This is a genomic window from Luteimonas sp. TWI382 (assembly GCF_039674545.1).
GTDB lineage: Bacteria > Pseudomonadota > Gammaproteobacteria > Xanthomonadales > Xanthomonadaceae > Luteimonas.
This window is the reverse complement of the sequence record NZ_JBDJNS010000006.1, coordinates 95545-108918: the sequence shown is the minus strand read 5'-3', so window position 1 is coordinate 108918 and position 13374 is coordinate 95545. Positions and strand designations below refer to the sequence as shown.

Annotated in this window: 9 protein-coding genes; all 9 read right to left on the bottom strand. The window is 68.1% G+C overall.

Annotated elements, in window-relative coordinates; all coding sequences use genetic code 11:
• Positions 1-70: 70 nt before the first annotated feature.
• Positions 71-1219 (bottom strand): hypothetical protein, encoded by a 1149-nt coding sequence (locus tag ABE505_RS06085; RefSeq protein WP_346442455.1) that lies wholly within the window; start codon positions 1217-1219, stop codon positions 71-73.
• A complete protein-coding gene (bla, locus tag ABE505_RS06080; protein ID WP_346442456.1) occupies positions 1216-2217 on the bottom strand; it encodes a class A beta-lactamase in 1002 nt (333 codons plus the stop codon). Before bla ends, ABE505_RS06085 begins: the two co-directional genes overlap by 4 nt.
• Positions 2214-3257: a DUF1611 domain-containing protein gene (locus ABE505_RS06075; protein WP_346442617.1), complete on the bottom strand. Its 1044-nt coding sequence runs from the start codon at positions 3255-3257 to the stop codon at positions 2214-2216. Before ABE505_RS06075 ends, bla begins: the two co-directional genes overlap by 4 nt.
• A 119-nt stretch (positions 3258-3376) precedes the next feature.
• A complete protein-coding gene (locus ABE505_RS06070; protein ID WP_346446143.1) occupies positions 3377-5578 on the bottom strand; it encodes a TonB-dependent receptor in 2202 nt (733 codons plus the stop codon).
• A 32-nt stretch (positions 5579-5610) separates the two neighbouring features.
• Entirely contained in the window at positions 5611-6789 is a 1179-nt protein-coding gene (locus ABE505_RS06065) for a membrane dipeptidase (protein WP_346442458.1), read from the bottom strand.
• Positions 6790-6972: 183 nt separating this feature from the next.
• Positions 6973-8274: a peptide MFS transporter gene (locus ABE505_RS06060; RefSeq protein WP_346442459.1), complete on the bottom strand. Its 1302-nt coding sequence runs from the start codon at positions 8272-8274 to the stop codon at positions 6973-6975.
• A gap of 19 nt (positions 8275-8293) precedes the next feature.
• Positions 8294-10309, bottom strand: a complete 2016-nt coding sequence (locus ABE505_RS06055; protein WP_346442460.1) for a serine hydrolase domain-containing protein — start codon at positions 10307-10309, stop codon at positions 8294-8296.
• Entirely contained in the window at positions 10306-11304 is a 999-nt protein-coding gene (locus tag ABE505_RS06050) for a dipeptide epimerase (RefSeq protein ID WP_346442462.1), read from the bottom strand. The genes ABE505_RS06055 and ABE505_RS06050 overlap by 4 nt, the downstream gene beginning before the upstream one ends.
• 30 nt (positions 11305-11334) lie before the next feature.
• Entirely contained in the window at positions 11335-13305 is a 1971-nt protein-coding gene (locus tag ABE505_RS06045; protein ID WP_346442464.1) for a serine hydrolase domain-containing protein, read from the bottom strand.
• Positions 13306-13374: the final 69 nt, after the last annotated feature.

The following is a 13374-nucleotide window of genomic DNA, read 5'->3' as shown; positions in this document are numbered from 1 at the left end:
CCGGGCTATTGAATTCACGCCGCCGGTCTATAGCCAGGGATTATGGGTTGGTGACGACGGGCCATCCCGATCAGCCCGCACCCGGCGCGGTCGGCGGCGCGGCAGATGGCTCGAATGCATCGCCGCGACGCCTCCAGAGCTGCGTCAACGCGTATAGCAGCAGGGGCACGACATAGGTCGCCAGAATCGCGTAGGCCAGCAGGCGGTAGCCCTGCGCAATGAGCGCGACGAGTCCGATCGCGTCGGCCATGAACACCGCGCCGAGCAGGATCGCGGCGATGATCGCCGTGCGCAGGCCCGGGCCGGGTTCGGTGCCGGTGCGCTCGCGCCAGTTGATACGCAAGCGCGCATCGACCGATGCCATCAACGCCACACCCGTCTCCACCAGGGCGACCAGAATCATCAGACGGAACAGCCACTGGAACCATGGCAGCTCCAGCTTGCCGAGCATCATGTCCGACGGCAGCGGCGCGTCGGCGATATCGGGCAGGAAGGCCAGCATGCAGACGTAGAACACCATCGCCGGCACGATCGCCAGCGGTCCGGCGAGTGCACCGGCAACGACGGCATCGCGCCGACGCAGCAGGTGCCTGACGACGATCAGGGTCGAGACCGCTGCGAACACGTTGTACCCGGCGTAGGTCAGCCCATCGAGTGCCCAATGCGGGCCGAGGCCACTGCTGCCGGACATGCGTGCCATCGAACCATCGCCGAAGCGCAACAAGATCAGACACGCCGCCAGCGCGTAGACCACGTACATGAACAGCGACATCAGCTTGAACAGCCGCTCGACGGCCGTCGTGCCGGCCTGCACGACGGCCGTGATCACCACCACCAGCAGCAGCGTGCCGACCAGGCGCGGCCAGTCGAACATGGTGGCGGCCAGTTCACCGGCCGCCGCCCCGAACACCGCCAGCACGACGACGATCAGAGCCAGATAGGCGACTTCGAACGTCCACCAACCACGGCCGAGAAGATGCCGGAAGAAACTGCGGTAGTCGTAGGCGCGGATCTCCCGCGCCAGAAGGAAGGTCAATATGCATACGACGCTCCACACGACCATCGACAGGGTCATGGCGGCCAGCCCGCCCCATGGGCCCGAAGGCAGGAAGAACTCCGCCAGTTCGCGCCCGGTGGCGTAGCCGCCGCCGATGACCGCCGACTTGAAGGCCAGGCCCGGTAACAGATAGCGCTGGAACCGGCTGGCCTGCGTCGTCATCGTGCGGCGTCCGCCGATTCGAACAGGTAGAAGTCGCGGACGGTGCGTGCGATTTCGGCAATCACGCGTTCGCGTTCCGGCCGGGGCGCGTTGCTGGCCTTGACGAACGCGGCGATGACAAACTGGCTGCCGTCCGGCAGGGTGACCACGCCGACGTCGTTGACCGTGCCGCCGACGGTGCCGCTCTTGTCGGCGACCACGGTGCCTGGTGGCATGCGACCGCGCAGACGCGCATCGCAGGTCCGGCAGCGTTCCATCACGCTGGTCAGCACGCGTGTGCTCGCTTCGCTCAGTGCCTGGCCGCTGAAGATGCGCTGCAGCAGCGTGGCCATCGCCGGCGGTGTGGAGGTGTCGCGCGGGTCGTTGTCGTAGGGGGCATACGCACCCGCGCCGCGCGTGGCCAGTTCGGGGTTGGCCTTGACCAGTTCCACCACGTCGGCCTTGCTCAGACCGCGGGTGTCGACGCCGTAGAACTCCCTGAGCAGCGTGCGGGTGTCGCGATCCAGACGCTGGTCTTCGATGCCCTGACCCCGCAACCAGGCAGTCACCGCCGCGGGCCCGCCGGCCTGCTCGACCAACACGTCGGTCGCCGTGTTGTCGCTGTTGGTCATCATCACTTCGATCAGGTTATGGATCGACAGGCTGACGCCGGGATGGATGAAATGCTCGGCGATCACCAGCGAATCGACGTACTTCTCCGGTTCCACGGCGACCAGCGTGTCCAGTGCGAGCTCGCCAGCATCGACCTTGGCCAGGATCGCCGCAGCGACCGCGATCTTGAACGTGCTCGCCATCGGGTAGCGCTGATCGGCGTTGAGGTGCACCGGCGTGCCGGTCCCGTCCAGTCGCCATGCCGAGACGCCGACGGTGCCATCGATGGACGAGGCCAGGCGTTCGATTTCCTTCTCGACCACGCGGCTGTCGGCCGATGCCGACAGCGGGACGGCGCCCAGCGCGAAGGCCAGACCGAGGACGAGGGTGTTCTTCAGACTCTTCATGCGATGCAAGCCTCTACGACGTGTTCAAAACCGGTTTCAGCGCGCATCGGATCGCCCGCAGGCAGACCCAGACGCGAGGACACTTCAGCGCAGGCCGCCAATGCGGCCTCCGGACTCATGCCATGCGTGTTCAGACTGACCCCCACACAGCGGATCGCCGGGTTGGTGCGGCTGCCCAGACGCACCGTCAGGTCGATCACGTCCTCGATCGAGGGCAGGGGATAGTCGGGGTACCCGAGCACGTGGGCACGCCCGGGTTGGTGGCAGACGACGAACACGTCTGGCTGACTGCCATGCAGCAGTCCCAGGGTCACGCCGGCATAGGCGGGATGAAACAACGAACCCTGTCCTTCGATCACGTCCCAATGGTCATGCGCGGCGTCTGGACTGAGCTGTTCGGCGGCGCCGGCCGAGAAGTCCGCGACCATCGCATCCATCGGCAGGCCGCCCCCGGCGATCAGGATGCCGGTCTGCCCGGTGGCGCGGAAATCGGCATCGACGCCGCGCGCGCGCAGGCCCTTGACCAGCCCCAGCGCGGTGTACTTCTTGCCCAGGGCGCAGTCGGTGCCGACCGTCAGCACCCGCTTGCCGCTGCGCTTGCGGCCATTGGCGACCGGAATGCCCGGCGGCGGCACGCGCACGCTGATCAGGCGGCGGTCGAGCCGGACCGCGGCCTCGGCCAGTTCCGGAATGTGGGCGAGCACCTGGTGCATGCCGCTGACCAGGTCCAGGCCCTGCTCCATGGCTTCGAGCAGCGACGGGATCCAGCTCGGCAGGATCGTGCCGCCCTGGTTGGCGATACCGATCACCAGCGCGCGTGCCCCAGCGGCGTAGGCCTGTGCAGGCGTCATCGACGGCAGGCCGGTACTGACGGTTGCTGCGGGCAGGGCCCACTCGCCGACGCAGTGTTCCGGCGCCCAGTCGCGCAGACCGATCGCGGTCTTGGCAAAGCCCGGTTCGGTCACATCGCCGAGAAACAGCAGGTACGGCTGCGGCAACGCGATGACCGCGTGCGCCGCGCCGTTCGAAGAAGGTGTCATCAAGGTCAAGCTCCAGTGGGGCGTGGACAGCAGGGGAGAGCAGGCACGAGGACGCGCCTGCAGAGGCAGCAGGGGGTAGGCGGCTGCACGCATCGGTGGGACCGAGCGCGCAGCGGACCTCAGAAGCGGTAGTCGATCGACATGCCGACCGTGCGCGGTTGCAGCGGCACGCCGACCACCGCAACGTCGCGGTTGAACACATCGCGCACGAGTCCGGTGGACACGTAGGAGCGCTCGTCGGTCAGATTGCGGGCGTATAGACGCGCGGTCCAACGCAGATTGGTCAGCTCGGCGTGGAGGTCGACGGCGCGGTAGCTCTCGATCTCGTAGCCGCCGATGCCGACCCGGTTGCCGGTGAAGCGGAAGCCGCCGCCGACGCGCCCGTGCCAATGCGGCCCGGCCTCGAAGTCGTAGTCGATGGTGCTCGACCAGCTCAGGCGCGGCGTCAGCGGCATGCGGCTGCCCGAGGTCAGGCCGCTGGCGGGCGGCACGTCGCCCAGTTCGGAATCGGTGTAGGCGGCGTTCAACCCGACGGTGATCCGCTCGGTCGCGCGGACCAGCGCCGCAAGTTCCAGGCCCTGGCTTTTCGCGCTGCCGGCGTTGCCCATCCGCGAAATGCCGTTGACGGTCTCGCGCAACTGGATGTCGTCCCAGTCGATACGGAACACCGCCACGTCGAGCATCGCGCGCCGGTCCCAGAAGTGCGACTTGTAGCCCAGCTCGAAGTTGCCCAGCGTGTCGGAGCGCGTCATCGGCACCGAGCCCGTCACCGAGACGTTCGGGCCGCCGGGCCGGTAGCCCGTCGCATAGCGCGCATAGAGCATCGACCGGTCGTCGAGATGCCAGCGGGAGGCGAGTTTCCAGGTGAACACGTTCTCGTCGATCGAATCGACCAGGTCGAGCGTGCCGCCATAGAGCGCACCGGTGGTGTGCTGCTCGAAGTCCTGTTCGTTGCGGGCGTAGCGCACGCCGGCCGACACGTCGAAGCGCGGACTGAACTTGTAGGTCGCATCGGCGAACAGCGCCTGCTCATCGTAACGGCCGGGCAGGGTGCCCGACGCGGCCTCGAACGGCAGCGGATTGCCGTTGCTGTCGTAGGGGCTGACTTTCTGACGGTTGCCGTGCTTCTCGCCGGTGAGGAAGGTGCCGACCAGCCATTCGAAGCGGTCGTCGGCCTTGGAACTGAGCCGGAACTCCTGGGTCCACTTGCGGTTGCCCAGGAACACGTCGAACTGCGCCTGACCGGCCGGCACCGCGCCCCCGGTCAGCAGCGGCCAGGCAACGCCGTAGACCAGCGTGGCGTCCTGGGTCTCGTCCATCCGGGTCTCGGAGAAACTGGTCGCCGACACGAAGTCGAGGTTGCCCAGGTCCCAGTCCAGGATCGCCGAGTGGTAGTTGGTCTCCATGCGATAGGGCGTGGGACGGAACAGGATGCCGTCGAGCTCGCCGCGCAACGGCGCCAGCGTCGTAGGGGTGAGACCGACCTGCCCGGTGTTGTCGGCGTCGACCAGCTGGTGCAGCGTCTGCAGGCGCAGGTTCACGTGGTCGGTGAGGCGCCAGGTCAGCGCCACGCGCGAGGCGAGTTGCGAATAACCGTTGCTGTCCTTGGCGTCGTCGCCGGTGAGATCGGGCTGGTCCACGTAGCCCGGCGTCACCTGCCTGGAGAAGCTGGCGCGCAGGCCGACCCGCCCCTCGACGATCGGCGCGTTGATCGCCGCGCGCAGGCCGGTGCCCAGGTCACCGGCTTCGCTGGTGGTGTTGACGTCCATGCCGGCGCGGAACTCGATCGCATCCGGATCGGCCGCCTTGGTGATGTACTTGAACAACCCGCCCATCGCCCCGGCGCCATACAGTGTGCCCTGCGGACCGCGGAGCACCTCCACGCTCTGGATGTCGTAGGGCAGCAGGTCGAGCGCGTAGGTCGTCGCACGCTGCTTGTTGGTGCTGGGGCCGATGGGCGTGTCGTCGATGTAGGTCCCGATGATCGAGCCGCCGCCCAGCGGGGCCACGCCGCGCAGGGCCATCGCGGTCTGCCCGGGCGCGCCGCCGCTGTCGACCTGGAAGCCCGGCACATAGGCCGCGAAGTCGTTGAGCCGCGTCGCGCCGAACGCTTCGAGGCGTTCCTCGCTGATCACGCTGACCCCCGAGGCCACCTCCATGACGTTCTCGCTGCGCTTCTGCGCGGTGGCGACCACGCGGTCGAGTTCCACGGCGTCGGGCGCCTTGCGGCCGGTGTCGCTGTCGGCGTCCTGCGCGAACGCCTGGGGGATCTGGCCGGCACAACACATGGCCAGCGTGGAGGCGAGAATCGAACGTTTCATCGTGCGCATGCCGGGCTCCGCAATGGACGTGATCAGGTGGGAAGAACGATCGGTTTCCAGGTCTGGCCGAGCAGACGCCGGAAGTTGCCGCCGAGGATCTGGCGGATGTGCCCGTCGCTGTAGCCGCGACGGATCAGGACCTCGACGAGGTCGTAGGTCTTGCGGGGATGGTCGAAGCCGTCGGTGTCGATACGCTCGCGAAACGCGTAGCTGGCCTTGTAGCTGGCGCGCAGCGCCGCCAACTGGTCGCTGGGCATGTCGTCGTAGCCGTGCAGGTCGGCATCCGACCCGATGCCGACATGGTCGATGCCCACCAGCTTCACGACATGGTCGATGTGATCGACCATGTGTTCGATCGTCGTGGGCTCGCGGTCACGCACGAACATGCGCACACCGGTGATGCCCATGACCCCGCCCTTGGCGGCGAGCTTGCGGATCGCCTCGTCGGTCTTGACCCGCGGATGGTCGTTGAGCGCCCGGCAATTGGAATGGGTGATCGCGACCGGGCGCGGCGACAGCTCGATCGCGTCGAGCGTGGTGCGATCGCCGCAATGGGAGACGTCGATCAGCATGCCGGACGCGTTCATCGCTTCGATGATCTGCACGCCGAAATCGCTGACGCCGCCATCGACCCGGTCGGTGGCGCCCGACCCGAGCAGGTTCTGCGCGTTGTAGGTGAGCTGGGCGCAGCGCATGCCCAGGCGGTAGAACAGGGCGACATCGTCCGGGGTGCGGAAGTGTTCGGCGTTCTGGACACCGATCATCACCGCCACCTTGCCGTCGGCCTTGGCACGGTCGAGGTCTTCCGCCTCGCCGACCAGCGTGAAGACGTGCCCGTTCCGGCCGACGAAGCCGTTCCATGCGGCCATGTAGGCGAGCGTCTCCTGGAACGCGTCCGGACCGCCGAGGCCGATGGCGTGATGCAGGGCGGTGATGCCGCTGGCCCGCATGTCGGCTGCGTCCTGGTCGCTGATGCGGATGGCCGGATACTCGGGGCGAAAATCGATCTTGATCACGCCGAGCATGTCGATGACCAGGGACTCGCGGACGAGATCGACTGCTCGGGTGGAGTAGTCGGTCGCCACGCCGGGGATGACCGCATGGCGGCCGCGCGCGATGGCGGGAAACGCGATCGCGCCCGCAGCCAGGGCGGCCACGCCACCGAGCAGACGTCGGCGGGTCAGGACAGGGGCGTGCGGTGTGGTGGACATGGCCATCTTCCGAGAATCCCGTTACGGCAATATTTATCCTGATCAGAGAATTGTCAAGGAATATCGGACGCATTGTCCCGAAAATGCGCTGCATTGCAGCATCAGGCGCGTCGCCATCCGGGGGCGACCGCACGGCGCACAGCACGCCGACGCGGTGCGGTGGTGGGCAAGGACCGCGGGGGGCTAGACCCGCGCGTCGTCGTTGGCGTCAGCGGCGAGCAGCGGGCGCGCGCGCCGTTCCAGACGCCATAGCGAGAGCGCGACGACAACGCAGACGCCCGCCATCGCCGCGAAGAAGGCATGGACCGACAGGCGCGACCACAGCGTGCCGGCCGCGCCCGCCAGCAGATTGCCGCCGAACGATGCGAGGAACCATGCGGCGATGATCGTCGCGCCGAAGCCGGCTGGCGCCAGACGTGCGAACAGGCCCAGCCCGACGGGCAGGATGAACAGCTCACCGAGCGTGAACATCACAAAGAACAGGGCGGCCCACAGCCAGCCGACCTGAGTGGCCGGGGTGCCGCCCAGCACCGCGACAAGCGCGAACGCGCCACCGACCATGGCAGCGCCAATCGCCATCTTGGTCAAGGGCGGCGGTTCGCGCCCCAGACGGGCCTGCCGGGTCCAGGCCCGCACCAGCCACGGCGTGATCAGGAACACCAGCAGCGGATTGAGCGAGAAGAACCAGGTCATCGGAACGGTGAAGTCCGCGGTCACCGCGCGGTCGACGCCGGTGTCGAGCCAGATCGCGATGGTGTTGCCGATCTGCTCGTAGGCCAGCCGGAACACCACCACCAGCCCGGCGATCATCCCCATCAGTTGCAACAACGGGCGATACGCCGGCTGCCACAGCGCCGACAGCGGCAAGGCCGTGCCGACACTGCGCGGCGGATCGGGCGGCAGATGCCGGCGCCCGCCGATGTAGATCGCCAGGCCGAGCAGCATGCCGATGCCGGCCGCGGCGAAGCCCACATGCCAGCCGTAGACCTCGCCGAGGGTGCCGCAGACCAGCGGGGCGAGAAACGCCCCCAGGTTGATGCCGACGTAGTAGACGTTGAACGCCGAGCCGCGGCGCGGGTCCTCGCGCCGATACAGGTCGCCGACCTGGCCGGGCAGGGTCGGCAGGAACAGGCCGTTGCCGAGCACGATCGCCAATAGCGCCGGATACAGCAGGGCGTCGAAGGCCATCAGGAAGTGGCCCAACGCCATCACCGCGCCGCCCACGATCACCGCACGTCGCTTGCCCAGCCAGCGGTCCGCGATCAGCCCGCCGAAGACGGGCGTCAGATACGCCAGCGCGGTGTACAGGCCGTAGACCAGCGAGGCCTGCTGCTGGGAAAACAGCAGCTGCTTGGTCATGTAGTAGACCAGCAGCGCCCGCATCCCGAAGTAGGAGAACTTCTCCCACATTTCGGTCAAGAACAGGATGGTCAGGCCGGGCGGTTGCCCGAACCAGGACCGCGGGGACTCGCTGCCGCTGCGCATGGTCGATCCCCGCTGCCGCCTACAACTGCACGCCGGTGGTCAGCAGACCCTGCGTCCAGCTGGCGAAGGCCACGGCCAGCCCGGCCAGCGCCACGACCCAACTGCCGAAGCGACGCACGCGCGGCCACGTCGCGGGCTTGCGGACCGCGACCCAGACCAGGGCCAGCGCGGCCACCACACCCAGCCACGACAGCGCTTGCACCAGCAGCAGTGGCAGGTCGCGATAGTCCGCCACGCCGCCCGGTGCCGATATCGCTGTGGCATACAGCCCCCATGCGAGGACGCCTGCCAGCAGCACGGTGATCGACAGTGTCTGCGTCCAGCGCAGGCCACGGGCTTGGATAGGTGCCGCTACGCCGTAATGACGCCGCACGAACACGCCACCGACGCGCAGGACCGCCGAGAGCAGCAGCAGCGCCAGCGACACCAGCAGTGCAGGGCGCAGCCAGCCGGGCGAGCGCCAGGCCGGGAAGGGCTCGTAGCCGAACACCGAGGCGAAAGGACCGGCCGAGAAGTAGACCGGCTTGTCGTCCTCGAGCTTCACTTCGAGCAGGCCGCGGCCGTTCTCTTCCTGCCACAGCCACGGCGCCACTTCGCGCCACCGCAGCAACTGGCCATTGAGCCCCTTCTGGCCATCGACGGTGATCGTGCCGTCGGCCTGCGGATGCACCCGCACCGGCGACAACAGGTTCATCACGCGCAGATAGGAGCTGTCGGAGCGGCGCGTGCTCTGCCAGTTCACAGCCGCCAGCGCGGCCGCGTGCGTCCGGGCGGTGTCGGCATCGACGCCCGGACCGGCCGCCACGATCGGGCGCGGGGGCAGGAACTCGGCGACGAAACGCTCCCAGACCTGCGCACGCAGCGCCGAACCCGCGGCATCGCGGCCGGCGCTGTTGGTGGACACGAACAGGCCGATGTTGCGCTCGGGCACCAGATACAGCCACGAATAGAAGAACAGCGTGGTGCCACCGTGCGAACGGGTGTCATAGCCGGCCGTATCGGAGGTCATCCAGCCCAGCGCCATCCGCGGCAGATGCGGCAGGTAGGCCGGCTGCGGCGCCAGCATCTGCGCGACGGTGTCGGGGCGCAGGATGCGCTGGCCGTCGAGTTCGCCCTGGTTGAGCATCGCCAGCATGAAGCGCGCCATCGACCCGCCCGACGCGTACAGGCCACCGATGCCCGGCGCAGTGGTCTTCTCCGCCGGCCAGGACTTGCCGGAACCGAGCCGGTAGCCATTGGCGACATGTGGCAGCAGCGCGGCCGGCAGTTGTTGATGAAAGCTGGCGTACTGCATGCCCAGCGGGCCGAGAATGTGCGCCTGAGCGTAGTCCTCGAACGACTGGCCGCTGATGCGGGCCACGATGTAGGCGGCAACGCCGGTGGCGTAGTTGGAGTACGCCGGCTTGGTGCCGGGCGCGAAGATCTGCTCGGGCACCCATTCTTTGAGGTACTGCTCGCCGGTGGCCGGATGATCGGGCCCCAACACGATGAGATAGCGCAGGCGTTCTTCCAGGCCCGTGGTATGCGTCATCACCTGGCGCAGCGTGATCGGCTGGCCCTTGGACGGGACCTCGAAGTCGAGATAGGTGTTGATGTCGGTGTCGAGATCGAGACGACCCTGCTCGACGAGCTGCATCACTGCGGTCCAGACGAACAGCTTGGAGATCGAACCGGGGCGGAACAGCGTGGTCCGCGGATCGACCGGCGTGCGCGTGTCGACATCGGAGAAGCCGAACCCGCGCTCGGTGACGACGCGACCGTTCTCGACCACGGTCACCACCGCGCCGGCGAGATCGCCCTGCGCCATCAGATAGGGCACCAGGCCGTCGAGGAAGGTATCGACGCGCGATGCATCGAGCGGGACGTCGCCTGCGGGGGACGCGTCCTGCGCGACGGCGGGCGCTTCGGCAACGGGCGATCCCTGCGCCGGCGCAGGCACCTGCGCCTGCAGCGAAATGCACAGTGCAGCGCTCGCGAGCAGCAGGCCGGACGCGACACGCTGCCAGCGGCGGGGGCCGGGTTTGGACACCGTCATGCCTGGACTCCTGTTCCCCAGACGCTGTCGTCGCAATGGACCAGGCCGTCGTCGTAGCGGACGCCGGGCACGCGGTCTTCGGCCAGCACCAGCGGTCCGTCGAGATCGACCACGTCGCAGTGCTGGCCGACGATGAAGGCCGGCGCCATCGCCCAGCTGCTGCCCATCATGTTGCCGACCATCACCTGCATACCCAGCGTGCGGGCCTTGTCGACCATCGCCAGGCCTTCGGTCAGGCCACCGGACTTGTCGAGCTTGATGTTGATGACGTCGAACAGGCCTTCGAGCGCTCCGATCTCGGACACGTCCTGCACGCTTTCGTCGGCGGCGAACGGCAGCGGCCTGGCGAAACCCTTGAGATCGGCCTCGCGACCGCGTCGCAGCGGCTGTTCGAGCAGACTGACGTCGTTGTCCATCAGCACAGGAATCAGCGCATCGAGCACGTCGATCGTGTAGCCCTGGTTGGCGTCCACGCCGATCCAGACATCCGGCCGCGCCTGACGCACCACCCGGACGCGCTCGCTGTCGATATCCAGTTCGCCGCTGAGTTTGAGCTTGAGCGCCTTGGCCGGTGCATACCGATTGATCGCGATCGACTGCATCGTCGCCGGATCGTCGGCACCGAGCGTCCAGGTGGTGAGCAGCGGACGGACCTGCGGCAGGCCCGCCAGCGCCCATGCCGGCTTGCCTGCGCGGCTGGCCTCCAGATCCCACAAGGCGCAGTCGAGCGCATTGCGGGCGCCGCCGCGCGGCAGCAGTTGCTGCAGGTCGGCGCGGGTGATGCCGGCCTCGATCTGGCTGCGCAGGCCTTCGAGCGTCGCCAGCATTTGCTCGGGCGCGTCGTCGAGGTAGTAGACGCCACTGGCCTCGCCACGGCCGCGGTGGCCCTGGTCTTCCAGTTCCACGCGCAGTACCGGCGCATGCTCGAAGACATAGCCGCTGATCCGGAACGGGGCGAGCATGCGCAGCTTGTCGATCTGCAGGGTCAGTTTCATCGAGGTCTCCAGCCGTCGTGCGGCGAGGGGTCAGTAATCGAGGGCGAAGTCGGCCAGGCCCATCAGGACCAGGACGTAGGCGAGCACACAGGCCGATACCAGCAGCAGAGCGGCCCGAAGGACTGCGAACACGCCGCGTCGGCTGCGCAGGGTCTGCAGCAGGTGCCAGGCCGTCGCGGCGATGCCGCCGACGATGGCGATGACGCTGCCGATGCCCAGCAGGATCACGACCGGGTCGAGGCGGTCGTCGAAGCGTGCGAAATCCGCCGCCCCCCAGCTCATCACGGCCAGGCCGGCGGCCGGCATCAGCAGCATCCAGATGCAGGCCACGCGGCTCAGGCGATACGCGTGCAACGCCGTCGGCGACCAGTCCAGGCGACGTCCATTGCGGCGTCGGACGATGGCCGCGATCGGCCAGGCCAGCACGGTCAGCACCAGCACGACGACCGCGCCGATCAGCAACGGCTTGAGCCAGGTCGCCGAGCGGTAGCCTTCGACCTGCAGGAAGACATTGAATGGCGCCGCCGAGTCGACCGCGAAGCCGACCGGCTGGCCGTCCTCGAGGATCGCCGCCAGACGCACCTCGCTGTGCGTCGCCTGCCACAGCCAGGGGCCGACCGGCTTGAACGTCGTCGGCTGCCCGTTGGGCTGCTTCATGCGCTCGAACCGCAGGCTGCCATCGTCGAGCGCCTGCAGGCGCGGCTGCGACAGGACGCTGATCCGTCCCAGTCCTGTCTCATTGCGTCGGGATTCGCGATAGGCGGGCGTCGCCAGGCGACGCGCCTGGTCGGCGGCCACGGCCGCATCGACGGCAGGCGCCGGCGCGGATGCGACGGCGGGGAAGTAGCGGTCGGCGAAACGCTCCAGCAGTTCACGGCGGATCGGACCGGTGACGCCACCGACGCCTGCACTGTTGAGCGACACGAACAGGCCCACGTCGTGGTCGCGGAACAGGAACAACTGCGAGTGGAACGAGAAGGTGTCGCCGGCGTGCGAGACCACGCGTTGGCCGTTGACGTCGATCTCGTAGAACCCCAGCGCCATCGTGTGCAACGGCGGCGCGAAGCGCGTCTGCGGGGTCAGCATTTGCGCGCTGGTCGACGCCCGGAGGATCGGCGAGTCGTGGCCGCCGGCCGCCGACAGGTGGGCGATCATGAAACGCGCCATGTCCGCGCCGCTCGCCGACATGCCGCCGGCTGGAACGGACGGCGTGACCTCGAATGCGCGCGCGGCGCCCGAGCCGCGTGCGTATCCCTGCGACACGCGTGCGCGCAGCGCCGGCGGCAGCGGCTGCCGGAAGCTGGCGTGCTCCATCCGCAGCGGCGCATAGATCCTGCGCTCGATGTACTCGGGGAAGGGCAGGCCTGAGATGCGCTCGACAATGTAGCCCGCCAGGCTGGTGCCGTAGTTCGAGTACGCCGGCACGGTGCCGGGGGCGAAGATCCGCTTGGGAACCCACTGCGCGAGGTAGGGGCCAAGCGCGAGCCCGTCGGCCTGCGCGATGGCCTCGCTGGTCCACATGGTCTTGATGTTGGCTTCGAACCCGGCCGTATGCGTCATCAGGTGCCGCATCGTGATCGGTGCGCCGCGTCCGGGCACGTCGAAGTCCAGATAGCGGTTGATGTCCGCGTCCAGGTCCAGCTGTCCTGCCTCGACCAGCTGCATCACCGCCGTCCAGGTGAACAGCTTGGAGACCGATGCCACCCGGAACAGGGTGGTGTCGGGATCGACCGGGATCCGCTGCTCGACATCGGCGAACCCGTAGCCGCGGCGCACCAGAATCCGGCCGTCCTTGACCACCGTGACGACCGCGCCGGCGATATCGCCGCGCTCGATCGCATACGGCATGAAGCCGTCCAGCCAAGTGCCAACATCGGCCTCGGTCAATGACGATGCGCCCGCCGGGGACGCGTTCGCCACGCCCCCCGATTGCCGTGCGAAGGCCGGGAAGCTCGCCGCGATGGCGCAGCACAACACGACAAGCCACGTCCACAGACGCATGCGATGACCCTCGACGCAGGAAATCCGGAGGCGATGCAGGTCAGCCCGACACCGCCGAAATTATCTCAA